This is a genomic window from Halorubrum coriense DSM 10284, assembly GCF_000337035.1.
Taxonomy (GTDB): domain Archaea; phylum Halobacteriota; class Halobacteria; order Halobacteriales; family Haloferacaceae; genus Halorubrum; species Halorubrum coriense.
The window spans coordinates 72661-88328 of record NZ_AOJL01000036.1 but is presented as its reverse complement, the minus strand read 5'-3'; the positions used below and the strand labels follow the sequence as shown (position 1 = coordinate 88328).

At 70.5% G+C, this 15668-nt stretch carries 18 protein-coding genes and 1 tRNA gene; 7 read left to right on the top strand and 12 right to left on the bottom strand.

The genetic code is table 11. The features are described 5' to 3' along the window. Window positions 1–4: 4 nt before the first annotated feature. Both C464_RS09285 and C464_RS09280 read left to right on the top strand, forming a co-directional pair. Window positions 5–523 (top strand): nucleoside deaminase, encoded by a 519-nt coding sequence (locus tag C464_RS09285; RefSeq protein ID WP_006113429.1) that lies wholly within the window; start codon window positions 5–7, stop codon window positions 521–523. Beyond that, entirely contained in the window at window positions 520–1632 is a 1113-nt protein-coding gene (locus C464_RS09280) for a carbohydrate kinase family protein (protein ID WP_006113428.1), read from the top strand. Before C464_RS09285 ends, C464_RS09280 begins: the two co-directional genes overlap by 4 nt. Window positions 1633–1650: 18 nt before the next feature. Here C464_RS09280 and C464_RS09275 read toward each other — a convergent pair whose 3' ends face one another. Then, on the bottom strand, window positions 1651–2478 hold the full coding sequence (locus tag C464_RS09275; RefSeq protein ID WP_006113427.1) for a BtpA/SgcQ family protein: 828 nt from the start codon (window positions 2476–2478) through the stop codon (window positions 1651–1653). Between the two features lie 76 nt (window positions 2479–2554). Here C464_RS09275 and C464_RS09270 point away from each other — a divergent pair, with 76 nt between their 5' ends. From C464_RS09270 to C464_RS09260, 3 genes are all read left to right on the top strand, one after another. Further along, window positions 2555–3022, top strand: a complete 468-nt coding sequence (locus tag C464_RS09270; RefSeq protein ID WP_006113426.1) for a DUF7124 domain-containing protein — start codon at window positions 2555–2557, stop codon at window positions 3020–3022. A 76-nt stretch (window positions 3023–3098) separates the two neighbouring features. After that, window positions 3099–3446: a 4a-hydroxytetrahydrobiopterin dehydratase gene (locus tag C464_RS09265; RefSeq protein ID WP_006113425.1), complete on the top strand. Its 348-nt coding sequence runs from the start codon at window positions 3099–3101 to the stop codon at window positions 3444–3446. A gap of 66 nt (window positions 3447–3512) precedes the next feature. Beyond that, window positions 3513–3995 carry a hypothetical protein gene (locus tag C464_RS09260; RefSeq protein WP_006113424.1) on the top strand — a complete coding sequence of 161 codons (483 nt, stop codon included), beginning with the start codon at window positions 3513–3515 and terminating at the stop codon, window positions 3993–3995. A 75-nt stretch (window positions 3996–4070) separates the two neighbouring features. On the opposite strand, the gene C464_RS09255 is transcribed toward C464_RS09260, so the two are convergent. From C464_RS09255 to idi, 8 genes are all read right to left on the bottom strand, one after another. Beyond that, window positions 4071–5318 (bottom strand): RNA-guided endonuclease InsQ/TnpB family protein, encoded by a 1248-nt coding sequence (locus C464_RS09255; RefSeq protein ID WP_049911012.1) that lies wholly within the window; start codon window positions 5316–5318, stop codon window positions 4071–4073. Window positions 5319–5492: 174 nt separating this feature from the next. After that, entirely contained in the window at window positions 5493–6407 is a 915-nt protein-coding gene (locus C464_RS09250; RefSeq protein WP_006113422.1) for a hypothetical protein, read from the bottom strand. Continuing rightward, entirely contained in the window at window positions 6404–6721 is a 318-nt protein-coding gene (locus tag C464_RS09245) for a DUF5827 family protein (protein WP_006113421.1), read from the bottom strand. The genes C464_RS09250 and C464_RS09245 overlap by 4 nt, the downstream gene beginning before the upstream one ends. 397 nt (window positions 6722–7118) lie before the next feature. After that, complete coding sequence (gene sod, locus C464_RS09240) at window positions 7119–7718, bottom strand: superoxide dismutase (protein WP_006113420.1); 600 nt, start codon at window positions 7716–7718, stop codon at window positions 7119–7121. A 424-nt stretch (window positions 7719–8142) separates the two neighbouring features. Beyond that, a tRNA-Ser gene (locus C464_RS09235) sits at window positions 8143–8226 on the bottom strand. 221 nt (window positions 8227–8447) lie between these two features. After that, the gene (locus C464_RS09230; RefSeq protein WP_049911010.1) at window positions 8448–9416 is read right to left on the bottom strand and encodes a CPBP family glutamic-type intramembrane protease; all 969 of its coding nucleotides are present in this window, start codon (window positions 9414–9416) and stop codon (window positions 8448–8450) included. Window positions 9417–9491: 75 nt separating this feature from the next. Next, the gene (locus tag C464_RS09225; RefSeq protein ID WP_006113418.1) at window positions 9492–10247 is read right to left on the bottom strand and encodes a DUF2064 domain-containing protein; all 756 of its coding nucleotides are present in this window, start codon (window positions 10245–10247) and stop codon (window positions 9492–9494) included. A gap of 96 nt (window positions 10248–10343) precedes the next feature. Further along, complete coding sequence (gene idi, locus C464_RS09220) at window positions 10344–10958, bottom strand: isopentenyl-diphosphate Delta-isomerase (RefSeq protein ID WP_006113417.1); 615 nt, start codon at window positions 10956–10958, stop codon at window positions 10344–10346. 233 nt (window positions 10959–11191) lie between these two features. On the opposite strand from idi, the gene C464_RS09215 reads away from it, so the two are divergent. Further along, window positions 11192–12643: an ATP-binding protein gene (locus C464_RS09215; RefSeq protein WP_006113416.1), complete on the top strand. Its 1452-nt coding sequence runs from the start codon at window positions 11192–11194 to the stop codon at window positions 12641–12643. Between the two features lie 44 nt (window positions 12644–12687). Here the strand turns inward: C464_RS09215 and C464_RS09210 are convergent, their stop codons facing one another. Continuing rightward, complete coding sequence (locus tag C464_RS09210) at window positions 12688–13263, bottom strand: class I SAM-dependent methyltransferase (protein ID WP_006113415.1); 576 nt, start codon at window positions 13261–13263, stop codon at window positions 12688–12690. Between the two features lie 70 nt (window positions 13264–13333). On the opposite strand from C464_RS09210, the gene C464_RS09205 reads away from it, so the two are divergent. Next, window positions 13334–14011, top strand: a complete 678-nt coding sequence (locus C464_RS09205) for a GNAT family N-acetyltransferase (RefSeq protein ID WP_006113414.1) — start codon at window positions 13334–13336, stop codon at window positions 14009–14011. Here C464_RS09205 and C464_RS09200 read toward each other — a convergent pair. Together C464_RS09200 and C464_RS09195 are read right to left on the bottom strand one after the other, a co-directional pair. Continuing rightward, on the bottom strand, window positions 14008–14520 hold the full coding sequence (locus tag C464_RS09200) for a TspO/MBR family protein (RefSeq protein ID WP_006113413.1): 513 nt from the start codon (window positions 14518–14520) through the stop codon (window positions 14008–14010). The genes C464_RS09205 and C464_RS09200 overlap by 4 nt on opposite strands. Window positions 14521–14555: 35 nt before the next feature. Then, window positions 14556–15572 (bottom strand): AI-2E family transporter, encoded by a 1017-nt coding sequence (locus tag C464_RS09195; protein WP_006113412.1) that lies wholly within the window; start codon window positions 15570–15572, stop codon window positions 14556–14558. Window positions 15573–15668: the final 96 nt, after the last annotated feature.

The window sequence follows — 15668 nt, the reverse complement described above, 5'->3', positions numbered from 1 at the left end:
GCGTATGACCGACGCTGACCACTCCGGCGGCGACGAGTTCCACGACCTCGACGACCTCCCGGCGGACCCGACCGACCGGGAGTACGTCGAGCGGACGATCAGGCTCGCCGAGGAGGCGGTGGAGGCGGGCAACACCCCGTTCGGCGCGCTGCTCGTCGTCGACGGCGAGGTCGTCGGCGAGGCGCGCAACGAGACGCGGACCGAGGACGACGTGGCGGCGCACCCGGAGCTGACGCTCGCGCGGTGGGCCGCGCGCGAGCTCGACGCCGACGAGCTGGCCGACTGTACGATGTACGCCAGCACCGAGCCGTGCCCGATGTGCGCGACCGCGATCCACTACGCGGGGATCGACCGGGTCGTCTTCGGCGTCGACAACGAGACGCTCGGCGAACTCTCCGACGCCGGGGTGGCGATCCCCCTCGAAGAGGTGATCCAGCGGGGGGACGGCGAGACGACCGTCGAGGGACCGATCGCCGTCGACGCCGCGATGGCAGTCCACGACGACTTCTTCGGGGAGTCGTGACGACGGCGTCGGACGCCGAAGCGGAGGCGGGACCCGACGCCGGAGACGGGGGCGACGACGCCACACCCGCGATCCTCTCCGTCGGGGCCGCCGCGATAGACGAGTGGTACGCGGTCAGCAACCTACCGGAGCCGGACGGCGGCGCGTTCGCCCGGGAGGTCACGTCCGCGTTCGGCGGCGTCGGCGCGAACGTCGCGGTCGCGCTCGACCGCCTCGGTCGCGACGCGGGACTCGTCAGCCGCGTCGGCGACGACAAGTACGGCCGACGGGCGCTGGAGTACCTCGCCGAGACGGGCGTCGACGGGACTCACGTCGCGGTCGGCGACGACACTCACACCCGGTCGCTGATCCTCCGCGACCCGGACGGGGAACGCGCCATCGTCACCGCGGGCGAGAGCTTCCGCGGCCTCCGACCGACCGACGCCGCGCTCGACGCGATGGCCGACGCCGACGCGGTCTTCCTCACCGCCTACGCGCCCGACCGCGCGGCGCGGCGGATCCTCGACCGGGTCCGGTCGCTCCGGGCGGCCGCCGCCGAGGCCGGCGAGTCCGGAGCCGACCCGCCAGCGCTCGTCTTCGACCTCTCAGGGTCCGTCGAGGAGCTGGTCGGGCGCGGCACGGAACCGCCGACGATCCACCGGTTCCTCCACGAGGCCGACCTGTTCGTCGCGGACGGCGTCGCCGCGCCGGCGTTCTTCGGGTCGGCGACGGCGGCGGTCGAGCGGGTGGCGAGCGCGCAGGAGTGGGCCCGCGGGTCCGGGTCGCGGTCGCGGCGCGGGCCGACGTGGCCCCGCGCCGTTCTCACGCACGGCGCGGACGGCATGACGGCAGTCGCCGGCGGCGAGGTACGCCGGTTCGACGCGTTCGACGTCGAGACGGTCGACGCGACCGGCGCGGGCGACGCGTTCACCGCGGGGCTGATCGACCGGTGGATCGCGGCGGACCCCGCGGCGTCGTCCGCCGACCGCGACGGCGTCGCTCGCGGCGTCAGGTTCGCGGCCGCGGTCGCCGCGATCAACTGTACCGCCCGGTTCACGCAGCCGGGGCTCCCGACCCGTGACGAAGTGGAGGCGTTCCTGACGGACCGGGGCGTCGACGCCGGTCGCTAGGAGACTCCGGCGCCCCGCTCACCGGACCGCGCCGGCGGCCGCGACGAGGTCCGCGACGCGGTCGGCGTCGACCGGGGCGGTCGTCTCGCCGCCGCGCTTGAGCGCGGTCCCGACGACCGCGCCGTCGGCGACGTCGAGCAGGTCGGCGACCGTCTCCGGGGTGACGCCGCTCCCGACGAGGACGGGCGTGTCGAGGCCGTGGCGCTCGCGCTCGGCGACGACCGCGGCCAGCGCGTCGGCGTCGACCGCCTCGCCGGTCCCGGACCCGGAGGCGATCACGGCGTCGGCGAGGCCGCGCTCGGCGGTGTCGGCGAACGACTCCGCGGTGTACCCCGCCGGCGTCAGCGGCGCGGAGTGTTTCACGTCGGTGTCGGCGAAGACGCCGACGTCGACGCCGAGCCGGTCGCGCAGGCGGAGCGTCTCGTGGGCGCGCCCCTGAACGATCCCCTGGTCGGTGACGCGCGCGCCGGTGTGGACGTTCACGCGGACGAAGTCGGCACCGACCGCGGCGGCGACGGAGAGGGCGGCCTCGGCGTCGTTCCGGAGGACGTTGATCCCGATCGGGAGGTCCGTCTCGGCGGCGACCGCGGTCGCGGCGCGGGTCACGCCGGCGACGACGTGCGGCGGGACCTCGTCGGGGTAGAAGGGCGCGTCGCCGAAGTTCTCGATCATGATCCCGTCGACGCCGCCGCGGTCGAGCGCCCGCGCGTCGCTCGCGGCCCGGTCGACCGCGGCGCGCATCGCCTCGCGCCCGTCGTCGGGCGCTTTGGGGGATCCGGGAAGCGGCGGGAGGTGGACCATGCCGACGAGCGGCGCGGCCGTGCCGAAGGTGGATTCGAACTCCATCCTCGGAGCGGAAGAGGCCCCCGGACAAAAGCCTCCCCACAGCGTTTAGGCCGCCGGCCGCCTGCGTCCGATCGAGATGGCAATCCACGCGACGGCCACCGGTGACGGCGACGTGACGCTCGTCTTCTCGCTCGGTGCGGCGCGGTCGCTCGCCGACCCGCCCGCGGCGTTCGACGACGCGCGTCGGTGGAGCCGCCACGTAGGAATCGTCGCGAACGAGACCGACGCCGTCGCGGCGTTCGTCCGCGAGTACGGGATCGACAACGACTACGCGCTCACGAAGTGGGACAAGTGGGGGACCCTCGCGGACGTCCGCGAGGAGAGCGCCGCCCCGCGCTGCGTGTTCGTCGGCACCACCCGCGCGGACGAGCGCGTCGCGACCGAGACCGGCTACGAGTTCCTGCGGGTCGACGAGGCCGCCGAGAAGGCTGGCTGGGAGCTCTCCGAACCCGGCGCGACCGGCGCGGGTGACGACGATCCCGAGTCGGGACGCCTCGCGCGAGTGCGACGCGCGGTCCGCGACGCGCTCTCGCGGCTCCGGTGAGGGACGGACTCGCGATCGGTGCGGGTCCGCGTCGCGCCCGCGGAAGGTACAAACCGCTCGTCGTCCAACATGGGGTATGTCCTCACCGCTCGCGGACGAGCCGGTCGAGCCGGCCGGCGACGACGCGGAACCGCTCGACGGCGACGAGTGCGCCGACCACCTCGACGAACTGGGCGACGCTTGGGAGGTCGTCGACGACCACCACCTCGAGGCGAGCTACGGGTTCCCCGACTTCGAGACGGCGCTGGCGTTCACGAACGACGTCGGCGAACTCGCCGAGGAGGAGTGGCACCACCCGGACATCTCCCTGTCGTGGGGGGAGGTCGGCGTCGAGATGTGGAGCCACGAGGTCGGCGGGCTCACCCGCGCAGACTTCGTGATGGCGGCGCGGATGGACCGCCTGTACGCCGACTACGAGGAGTGACCGCGTCGGCCCCGGCCCGACGCACCAACGAACGGGTTTAAACCCCTCCCGGCAAAACGACGGGTAATGAGCGAGAACGTCTTCCTGGTCCCGATCGACCCGGAGAACTTCGACCGAACCGTCCGGTCCCCGGTCGACCTCACCGACTACCCCGACCGCCCCGAGCCGCTCGCGGACCTCGACGAGACGCGGCTGTGGGCCGTCGACGACGACAGCGGCAACGGTTCGACGTTCGAGAAGATGGGTGCGGGCGACCTCCTGCTGTTCTACGCCGACGACGAGTACGTCGCGACCGGCCGCGTCGGCGAGGCGTTCGAGGACGAGGACCGCTGGGCGAGCGGCACCTTCTGGACCGCCTTCCCAACCACGCGGGTGTACACGGTCACCGACTTCGGCGCCGTCGCCGCGCCCAAGCGCGCCGTCAACCGGATCTTCGACTACTCGTCGTCGTACACGCCCGGCTTCATGCGCGTCGCCGACAGTCGAGTGACCGCCGACCTCTCGTCGATCGAGTCCGCGCTGGAGCACTACACGAAGCGGAACGCGTAAACTACCCTACCTTACTCCCTCGGCGCTCCGCGCCTCGGTGCTTAAGGGTAGGGCTTTGATGTAGACTCCCGGCAATCAGTCGCCAGCAATAGGCTGGTGACTCTCACCGTTCAGCGTCCCACCATTTATACGCACGTCTACTTGTGCGTCTCCGCTCCCCGACTTGGGCGAGGAGCGGAGTCTGTGTGTCCGCTTTCGAGCGTACCGGAGCCCGATATTCTTCGCACCATTGTAATCCGCGTTCACCTCATACCCACACTTCTGACACTCAAAGTGTTCTCCCTCGCGATTGTTCGGGTGCGTAAACCCACAGTCCGTCCGAGAACAGCGTTGGGACGTGTGGTTCGGCTCGACCTGTACCACGGAGACACCCTGCTCTGGTGCCTTGTAGGAGACGTACTCGACGAGGCGTCGGAACGCCCAGACGTGGTGCCACTTCGCGTGTGGAAGCCGCTCTCGAATGTCGCTCAAGTCCTCAAACGCGATCACGTCACAGTCGTGTTCAACGGCTTCCGAGACGAGTTCGTTGGCGATCGTGTGGATGTACTGTTTCCGCCACGCTTCTTCACGCTTCCCGAGGCGAAGCAGGGTCTTGTGTGCGGCTTGTGTCCCGTGCTGTTGCATCTCACCACGTCGTTTCTCGAACTCACGACACCAGTGGTCGTAGTCGTCTCCCTGCCAAAACGTGCCGGTTGAGGACACAGCGAGGCTATTGACGCCGAGGTCGATACCGAGGACCGTTTGATCGAGGTGCCCGGTATCTTCCGAAACCTCATCGTCACCGTCTGTCCGCCGCGTCGAAATGTTGAGATAGAACTCGTCAGTGGCCGCATCGTACCGAAGCGTACTCTCGCGGAACTCGTAGTTTTCGGAGGGTACGTACCGCTCGTAAGGCGTCGGACTGTCTGCCGGGAGAACGAAGGACGGTTCGACTCGTCCCTCAACAGTTGCCAGCGACACCTTGTTCCGGTAGAAGGTCGCGCTGCGCGTGTCGTAGTCCATCGTTTCGGCGGTGAACGTCGGTTGAGAGACGCGCTGTCCCTTTTTCCACCGTTCGACACACGCTTTGACGGCTTCGACAGCGCGTTTGATAGCGGCTTGGACAAGTTGGGCCTGTAGGTCTGTCTCCTCTCGAAGTTCGGAGTAGAGCGCATCACGAACCCCTCGCTTGTTGGTCTTACACTCGGTGTAGGAGGTTTCGGACCAACAGTAGTCGGCAGTTCGGTTCGCGCAGTACAGGTATTGTTCGGCGGTTCGGTGGAGTGCGTCGCGTTGCTCGTCGGAAACAGCGAGTTTCACGACGGCAGTTCGACGCACATCCATGTTTTCAGAGAGTACCCTACGGTACTTACAAACTTGGGAGTCAGCCGGTCGCAGTGTGGCGGTTGTGTTGTACATGTCGGCTTCCTCCGCGGTCTACTCGCTCACTCCGTTCGCTCCTTGAGGCCGGGGGCTCCACCTCGAAAATGCTGAACGCGGGCGACACCCGGCGCTTCCTCAGTTCTCGACCGCGTCCGCGAGCGTGGCGTACGCCGGTTCGTACGCCGCCGCGATCCGGTGGGGGCCGCTGCGGACGTCGCCGGGCAGCGCCGGCAGCGAGACGGTCGCGAGCGGCTCGATCATCTCCGTCACGGCGTCGACGTGCTCCTCGCGAGTCCCCTCGCGCGGGCTCCCGGCGGCGACCGCGCGGGCCTTCGCGTAGCGGTCGCCGGCGTAGATCCGCGCGCGACCGGGGTCGACGACGGCGACCGCGTCGGGCGCGACCGGCCCGTCGCGGGGGAGGGTCCCGGCCACGTCCGCGTACGACTCGACGACGAGCGGGACCGGCGTCCGCGCGACGCGGTCGGCGAGCCGTTCGATCGCGGGGAGGTGCGCCTCGGCCATCACCTCGTTGAACGCCGGCACGTCGCGCACGCGGGTCGCGTCCGCGAGCGGGAGGCGCTCGGCGAGCGCGTCGGGGAGCAGCCCCGCGTCCTCGGCCGCGCCGTTGACGACGAAGCGCGTCCCGGACGCGGTCGTGACGCGGTCGCAGAGGAACGTGCGTCCGGCGTCGCCCAGCATCCCGGTTCGCCCCGGCGTCGGCCGCCAGAGCCGGTGGACGGGGTTGACCGACTCGGGCGTGACCGCCGAGGGCGACGGCGAGGCGTCGTCGACCGCCGGCAGCGCGCGGGTGTTCGCGGCCGCGAGCGTCCGGGCGTCTTTCCCGTAGAGCCGGCCCGCGTCGGTCGCGACCCGGTAGTCGTCGTGGTCGAACCAAAAGTCGTTGCCGGCGCGGGGTTTGACGCCGACCGCGTCGCCCGCGCGCCCGGCGAGGTGAGCGACCAGTCCCGCCGAGAAGGTGGTCTTCCCGGCGTCGACGCGCGCCCCGCCGGCGACGAGGTAGGTCGGCGGGTCGGGTCGGTCCCCGGTCACGCCGACTCGTCGGCGTCGGCGGGGTCCGCCTCGTCGTCCGCCATCGCGTGTTCCGCGAGCCCGTAGTACCCCGGGCCGTCCTCGGTCAGCGGCTCGGCGATCACCATGTCTTCCGCGTGGACCATGACCCACGGGACCGCCCAGTCGACCAGCACGGCCTCGGTGTCCGGGTCGACCTCCGCGTCCGGCTCCAACCCCTGAAGCAGGCGGCCGATCTCCGGGACGGTGTACATCTGGTCCGGCTCGAACAGCTCCGCGGGCTCGTAGAAGTCGCACGGGTAGGTGGCGTCGAACGCCGACTTCGGTTCGGGCATGCGCCGGGGTACGCGACCGCGTCCGTAAACGCTGCCGATACAGTTCTCCTGGTGCGGTGGCGCGTACCTGCGAGCGGCCGGAGCGAAGCGGAGGCGACTGACGAGGCTGGGGAGGCGTGAGGTGCGGTGCTGTGCGGGGCGGGACGCAAAGGGGCAGTCGCGAGGGCGACGCCCGACGACGTAAGCACTGGAACGAGGGAGCGAACGAAGTGAGCGACCGAGTGAAGCGCGCAGCGAGTCGCGCGAGCCCTCGCGACTGGGGCTTTGGAAGATTTCCCCGCCGATCTGTCAGCAGCTACCGATAAATCACATCGTCTGTACGGGGCCGTCGCTCACCGGGCAACGTTCTGCGAAAAAATGCGGATCTCGACGCGCGTAACGCGTCCGAGAGACGCGCTTACTCGAACAGCTCGACGGCCTGCTCGTAGCGGGTGGACGGTTCGTCCCAGTCGACGACCTCGAAGAAGTTGTCGACGAACTCGCCGCGAGCCGGGCCGTAGTCGTGGTAGTAGGAGTGCTCCCAGACGTCCAGCGCGAGGACCGGGTGACCGCCCCAGACCGCGCCCTCGTCGTGGTTGTCGACCACGACGTTGCGGAGCTGATTCGAGAACGTGTCGTACACCAGGAGCGCCCAGCCGCTCGCGTCGCTCGCGGCGGCTTCGAACTCGCCCTTCCAGGCCTCGTAGGAGCCGAAGTCCTCCTCGATACGGTCGGCGAGGTCACCTTCGGGCTCGTCGCCGCCCTCCGGCGACATGTTCTGCCAGAACAGGTCGTGGAGGATGTGGCCCGACGAGTTGTGGGTCACACCGCGGATGGCGCCGGCCGACGAGGAGAAGTCGTGGTCCTCGCGGTTGGCCTCGAGCGTCTCCTCGGCCGAGTTCCAGCCGTTGACGTACCCCTGATGGTGGGTGTCGTGGTGCCATTCGAGCACCTGCTCGGAGATGTGCGGCTCAAGCGCGTCGTACTCGTACGGGAGCGGATCGAGTTCGTAACTCATGCTTGTATCACCTATCACGAACATGTGCCGGAAACCTGTTAAAGATAATGCGGCACGTGGTACCACGCGACACCGGACGCGAGCGTTACCGGGCGTTTCAGGCGATCAGCGGTGTGATTGCGGTTCCGGCAGTCGGAAGCGCGTGACGGGTGACCAGTCCGGGGCGACCGTCGAGCGAAACGAGTGACCTAATTCGGTTTCGCGGCCGCTCCCGGTCGTCGCACGCGACGCACTCGTCGCTCGCGGTCTGATCCGAATCCGCGCACGAACCGCGCCCGGCGCGAGATGCGCCGGACGCGTTACGGTGGGACTGGGATTCGAACCGATGCGAGACGGTCGCCCTCGCGCCGCTCGGGCGCTGCGACTCGTAGGCTTCGAATCCGCGCACGAGCCGCGCCCGGCGCGAGATGCGCCGGACGTGTTACGGTGGGACTGGGATTCGAACCCAGGAAGCCGTGAGGCTACCTGCTTTCAAGGCAGGCGCAATGGGCCACTCTGCCATCCCACCATCGGACTGTCGTCCCGGTGTCGCCGTCCGGTCCCGACGAGCCGAACCACGCCCGTCCGACGCCAGTTCGATCGACACCGAAACTGGCGTAAGCCGTCGTGACGGAACGCATTCTGACGCACACTCCCGAGAAGTTTGAAGCTATCGCTCCCGCACTTCCGGGCGGAGTCGGAACCCGGCCACTGGGGGTCGGAGCCGCCGCCCGCGCGACCGGCGGTCAACTACTCTCCGACGGCGGATCCGCGTCGGCGCTCGACCGCGTCTCGCAGCGATTCGTCTGTCGATACGCGTCCTCGCGTCGCACGAACCCACGCGGCGATGACGCCGAGCAGCGCCAGCGACGAGACCACCACCGAGAGCAGGTCGACCGGCCCCGCGCCGAGGCTCCGTTCCAACCGGACGAGGGCGGGGAATCCGCTCCCGGCCTGTCCGAACACCGACGCGACCCAGAAGTTCGTCGCGAAGTGGAGCCCGACGGGGAACGCCAGGCTCCCCGTGAGGACGTACGCGGCCACGAAGTACACCGCCGCCGCCGTCGCTTGAACGGCGGCGAACGTCGCGGTCGCGCCTTGTGCCGCCACGAGCACGTGCGCCGGACCGAACGCGAGGACACTGACGCCGCTCGCGGCCCAGACCGCCCGCCGGGGCTCCAGTCCGCGCGCGGCCAGCCCCTCGCTCGCGTTCACGACGAACACCCCCCGGAACAGTAGTTCTTCCCAGAGCGCCGCGGCGGCGAACGCGACCGCCGTCGCCGCGACCGCGACCGCGACCGCACCCGGCCCGCCGCCGCTCGCCACGCCGGCGGAGAACGTCTCGACCACCCGCCCGGAGCCGGTGGCGAGCAGCATCCCGGTGAACAGCGCTTGGAAGGCGCACCCGGCGAAGACCGCGGCGAAGAAGTCCAGCGTCCACCGGCGGTCGAACGCGAACCCGTACTCCCGGAGCGGCCGTTCGCCGGGAACGAGCGACGCGACCACCGCGTACGCGCCGACGGCGATGGCGACGAGCAGCGCCACCGGACCGTTCACCAGTACGTCCGGGAACGCGATCCGTCCGAGGAGCCGACTGCCGCCCAACAACACCCCGAGGACGACGCCGAACCCGAGCAATATCCGCCACGTTGCGCGCATCCGACCGCCGTCGCGACCCCACACCGCCCGGCGGAGCAGGGCGCTCGGTGATAGCGCCATCGTGACAGACAAACTAAACTTGTGGTCGGATAAAATCTGGGGAGGATATCGCCCGTATCCGCCCCGAGACGCCCCTCAGTCCCGAACTAACCGCTGTTCGCCGTCCTCGACGACCACGTCGAGCCCCTTCTCGTGGACGAACGCCGCGGTGTAGTCCGGCACGACGCGCTCCGCGGCGAACCGCGCGCGGAGTATCGGGACCACGTCGAGGAGGTCGTCGCCGGTCTCCAGCGAGGGCGAGGGTTCGACGAAGTCGACCGAGCGGTCGGCGTCGCGGCCGCGCTCCGCGAGCGTCGGGAGGGCCGGAGACTCGAACGCGCCGTCGAAGTCGACGGGCTCGGTGAACCCGGCGTAGTACGCGCGCCCGTTCGTCGAGGGGCCGAGCACGACCTCGGTCGTCCGCAGCTTCATCGCCGCCGAGTCGACGCTGGTCCGCGAGAGCAGCGGGGCGGTCGGGGTGACGACCGCGACCGAATCCGCGTTCTCCTCGCGCAGCAGGTGGGTGACGGTGTTGCCGGCGCGCGCGCCGAACGACGAGCCGACCTGCCGCTCGAAGCGGACCTCGTCGGTCCCGCCGAGGGTGTCGGCGACGAGCGTCCGCAGCTCCGCCTCCGGGCTCGTCTCCGTCCGGTGCGATTCGGGGAGGTCCTCCTCCTCGGGGTAGTTGACGAGCAGTTCGCCGCCCGAGCGGTCGACCGCGAGGACGGCGTCGCGGAATTGGGCCTCGTAGAGGTCGGCCGCCTCGGCGGGCGACAGCGGCGTCGACTCGGCGATCGCGGTTCCGACGAGCCCCTCGCGGGGCGGGTTCGCCAGCAGGACGACGACGGTCATACCGGATCGCGGCGGGGGAGCGCCTTCAAGTCGCCGTTTCGGTCCGAGGGAGGGGAAGCCCGGCGGCGCGGGCCGCTCGGGGGGCGCGTCGACCGCTCAGGAGAAGTCGCGGCGCATCGCGATCTCGAACCACGGGCAGAGGCGGAGCTGCCGGTACAGCGCGGGGTTCTCGTGGAGGTGGTCGTAGTCGGCCCACAGCATGCCGCCGATCTCGTCGTCGTCCGGGTCGAGCGCGGTGTCGTCGAGGGTGACCTTCAACACCGCGCACACCTCCCACTCGACGCCCTCGTTGGGGTAGTAGCGCTTGTACTCGAACTTGTCCGTCACCCGGAGGTCGTCGTACTGGTCGGGCGAGATGCCGAGCTCCTCTTCGAGGCGCTGTTCGGTGGCGTCCTCCTGCGACTGCCCCTCCACCGGGTGGGAGGCGACCGTGCCGTCCCAGTGGCCGTCCCACAGGCGCTTGTTCGGCGCGCGCTGGGCCAGCAGGATCCGGCCGTCCCGGTCGAAGACGAGGCAGGTGAACGCGCGGTGGCGGATCCCGTCGCCGGTGTGCGCGTCGAGCCGGTTCACCGTGCCCTGCGCGACGTCGTCGGGATCGACGGCGATGACGTCCTGAAGCGCGTTCTCGTGGTCGGTGTCGCCCGTGTCGCCAGTCTCGCCGGAGCCGTCGCCGGCGGGGTTCCCCGGCGCGGCCGCGTCTTCGGAACTCATGCGCGATAGGTCGCGGACCAAGGCTAATAAGGGTTCGATACGCCGCCCGTGCTCCGCCGGCGAGCCCGCGGTCGCCCGAAGTGCGCTTCCGGCTCCGCCGCGACGCGCGCTTCCGCTCTCACCGCGATTCGGTCCCGAACCGGGTCGGACTGGCCCCGCACGCAGCGGCGCTCGCCGTCGCGGTCGCCGCGGCTTCGACGCTCTTAACCGCGTCCCGGCGCTACTAGCCGCGGATGAGTGACCCGGCGCTCGACGTCGTCGAGTTCGTGTTGACGACGCACTTCTACACGCAGGACCGCGACCTCGACGAGAACGACCTGCCCCCGCGTTTCCGGCAGGTGTTCTGGTCGGCCGACGCCGCCGAGGACGCCCCCGGCGGCGTGGAGCGACCGCTGAAGGCGACCGACGAGACCACCCGCACCGCGACCGGCGTCGACCGGGCGTGGGACGCGGTCTCCGACCTCCTCTTCACACAGCGCACGGAGTTCTCCGGCGAGATCTCGCTGACCCAGCCGACGATGGGGTTGGAGTGGTACCGCGACCGCGCGGACGACGAGCGGGTCGCCGGGAACCCGACGCTCGTCGCCGCGCTGGAGGCCGCGGACGACCTGACGGCACCGGTGACCCGCGAGGAGGCCAGAGACGACGTGCGGCCGGTCCAGGCCGACCGCGTCTGGATCGACGCGCTGCTCGCGGAGTACTTCGACGAGGACGAAGACGGGGAGATGCTCGACCTCGTCAACGTCCGCGCGCCCGAGGAGATCGAGACGACGCTCGCCGACCTCGTGTTGACCGGCGACCAGGAGGGCGAGATACAGAAGATCGTCAAGGCGATCGAACACCGCGAGTACCTCGCGGAGATCGGCCTGCGCGAGATCGGCAAGTTGCTGTTCGTCGGCCCGCCGGGAACCGGGAAGACGACCGTGTCGCGCGCGCTCGCCCACGAGCTCGGCCTGCCGTTCGTCGAGGTGAAGCTCTCGATGATCACGAGCCAGTACCTCGGCGAGACGTCGAAGAACGTCGAGAAGAGCTTCGAGGTCGCCAAGCGGCTCTCGCCGTGTATCCTCTTCATCGACGAGTTCGACTCGGTGGCGAAGACCCGCCGCTCGGACGAGCACGCCGCGTTGAAGCGCGCGGTCAACACCCTCCTGAAGTCGATCGACGAGGTGTCGCTCGTCCGCGACGAGGTCCTCCTCATCGGCGCGACGAACCACCCGGACCAGCTCGACGCCGCCGCGTGGCGTCGCTTCGACGAGATCGTCAACTTCCCCAAGCCGGACCGCGACATGCGCGCGGACATCCTCCGGGTGGTGACCAAGGAGATGAAGATCGCGGACTTCGACCCCGAGGAGGTCGCCGACCGGACCACCGGGCTCACCGGCTCCGACCTCCGGATGGTGCTCCGGGAGGCGGTCCTCGGCGCGCTCACCGAAGACCGGATGACGATCACGCAGGCGGACGTGATGGAGGCGGTCGCGGACTTCGAGGAGCGCGACAACCTCAAGAACATGGACATGATCGACGGCGAGGGGGCCGAGGTGCTCGGCGAGACGGGCTCGAACGACGCCCACGACCACGGCGACCACGATCACGGCGAACACGACCACGCCCACGACGAGGACGCCGAGGGCGACTCCCCGGAGCCGACGCGCGGCGCGGAACCCCGCGGACGGACGCAGGACTGACGCGACCCCCGCTTCCGACCGGCACCGGTCGCAGTCGCGGCGGTTCAGCGCCGGACGCCGACGACCGTGTAGCCGAAGCCGCGGTCGACGATCCGCGGGTCGAGGTCGACGGCGTCCATCGCAGCCGCGAGGTCGGCCGGCGTGTGGAACCGCGATGTCATCCCGATGGCGTGTTCGCCGGCGACGAGCAGCCGCCCGAGCGGGTGTTCGGGGTCGAACTCGCGGACGACGAGCGCGCCGCCGGGGGCGAGCACGCGCGCCGCCTCCGCGAGCGCGGCCTCGTGGTCCGGCAGGTGGTGGAACGCGTCGACGACCGTGATCGCGTCGACGCTCGCGTCGCGGAACGGGAGCCGGCCCGCGTCGGCGGCGAGCCCCGAGAGCCCGCGGCCCCGGCGCGCCCGCGAGAGCATTCCGACCGAGGCGTCTACGACCGTGATGTCCGGGCCCGTCAGCGCGGCCGCCGCCCTGCCCGACCCGCCGCCCACGTCGAGCAGGCGTCCGATCGGGCGCGCGGCGTGGTCGAGCCCCGCGGCCAGCGCCGCCCCGTCCGCGGGCGGCATCGCGAGGTCGTACAGCGGCGCCACCCGGTCGAAGAACGTCACGTCGCCGAGTCCGTACATGGACGCGGTAAGCGCCGCGGCGGACAAAGAGCCACCGACCCATTTAGTCGCTCGCCGCCGTAGGCCGCCCATGGAGTACGCGCTCGTGTGTCCCCCCGGAGAGGGAGAGACCCTGCGGCTCGACTACCGGGCGTTCGCGTACGCCGGGAAGTTCGTCGTCGGAAAGCCGGGCAAGGCGGTGATCCGAACGGCTGACGGCGGCCCCGCCGCGCCCGACTGGGAGCCCGGCGAGCCGCTCCCCGGCACGGTCGACGCCGAGGCGTTCGACGACGGGGTGATCGCGGCCGTCTCCTTCTCGCCGGACCGCACCGATCCCGCCTGCTGCCGGCTGCGGTACGTCACGGTCCACGGCGCGCGGCGCGGCGAGGGGATCGGCCCGCGGCTGATCCGCGAGACCGTCGCGGACCTGTCCGCGGCCGGCTTCGACCGCGTGAAGATCGCCGTGAACAACCCCTTCGCGTACGAGGCGTGTCACAAGTGCGGCTTCGCGTACACGGGCGAGCGGACGGGGATCGCCGAACTGGAACTCGCCCGGCCGGCCGCGACGCCCGCCCGCGTCGACCCGGAGCGGTACCGCGAGGGGCTCGAGGCGTTCCGCGAGACGGACGGCGAGCTGACCCGGGCGGAGCGCCGGTTCGTTGCCGAGCGGCTGGAGCGCGGGCCGCCGGCGGCGGACGGTCCGGCGGGAGGGGGAGACAACGCGACGGAGACGGCAGACGACGCGACGGAGACGGCAGACGACGGCTAGTTGAGCGTCCAGATCGCGTAGTTGAGCGCGGTCGCGAAGGAGACCCACGCGAGGTATGGGAGCAGGAGCACCGCCGCGCGGCGGTCGACGCGGTCGAAGGCGCGGATCGTCGCGACGACGAGGGGGAGGAGGACGACGAGGACGACGAGTCCGAGGTCGGGACGTTCGAGTCCCCAGAAGACCGGGGACCACGCGACGTTGACGACGAGTTGGACGCCGAACAGCGCGAGCGCGGTCCACACCCGGCCGGCCGTCGCCGCCCCGTCGCGCCCGGCGAGGTAGACGAGCGCGGCCGCGGCCCCGCACAGCGCGTACAGGATCGGCCAGACGACGCCGAACGCCCAGCCCGGCGGGTAGAATCCCGGGAGCTCCAGCGCGGCGAACCATGCGCTCTCGGTGTCCGTGAACGGAACGCCGAGCGCGCCGATCAGGTTGACGGCGACCGCCGCGCCGGCGATGAGGAGCGCGTCGCGTCGATCCGGCACTCGGGAGGCCGCGGTCGTCACCATACCGTCTGTCGTCCCCGCGACGACTTAACTCTCGCTCAGATCGCGTCGTAGTCCTCGCGGAACGTCTCCAGCGTGGCCGCGAGCACCCCGATCACGATGGGGCCGACGAACAGGCCGGTGAACCCGACCGAGTAGATGCCGCCGAACACGCCGAGGAGGATGATCGCCGGGTTCAGGTGCGCCTGCTGGTCGATGACGAGCGGCCGGGCGTAGTTGTCCACCATCGCGATCACCGCGACGCCGTAGACGGCGAGGAACACGCCCGCTGTCACCTGGTCGACGATCACGAGGTACGCCGCGGCCGGCCCCCACACGAAGAAGGCCCCGATGAGGGGTAGCAGCGCCAACACCGCCATCACGAACGTCCAGAACACCACGTTGGGGATTCCGGCCGCCCACAGGCCGAGCCCGGCGACCAGCGCCTGAAGGAGGGCGACCGAGATGTGGCCGATGACCACCCCGCGGGTCATCACGTTGACGCGGTCGACGAGGTCGGCGGTCACGTCCGGCGGCAGCGGGCTGCTCTCCCGGATCCACTCGACGAAGGCCGGGCCGTCGATGAGGGTGTAGTACACCAAGAAGAGCGCGAGCGACAGCCCGACCGACGCCCGGATCGCCGTGTTCAACACGCCACTGAACCCGCCGAACAGCGTCTGGACGAGGAGTTCGCCGCCGGTCTGGAGGAAGTCGCCGATCTCGGGATCCTGTCCGGTGAGCGTCGCGATCTCGGCTTCGATCGCGGCCACGTCTATCGCCGTCTCGCCCGCGGCGATCGCGGTGAGATCCCGGACGAACACCCACGTGATGTACGCGAGCGGGAGGATTACGGCGACGATGGCGGAGAGGATGAGGGCCAGCGCCGACAGCATCTCCCCGAACCGGGTCGAGACGCGGCGGCGGAGCCGGCGCGTGAGCCGCCGGTGGAACGGGTAGAGGACGAACGCGAGGATCGCCGACGCGATCACGTACTCGACGAACGGGAGGATGACGAAGAGCGTGAGGAGCGAGACCGCTCCGATGAGCAGGAGGAGGAACGATTGCCCGCGGTTCATACGGCACGGTGTCCCCCGCGGATTATAAACGTGGCCGGGGCCGGACGCGGCCGCCGAGTCGGGCGGAAAGGGCGGTGAAGGGAACGCGCCGACCGC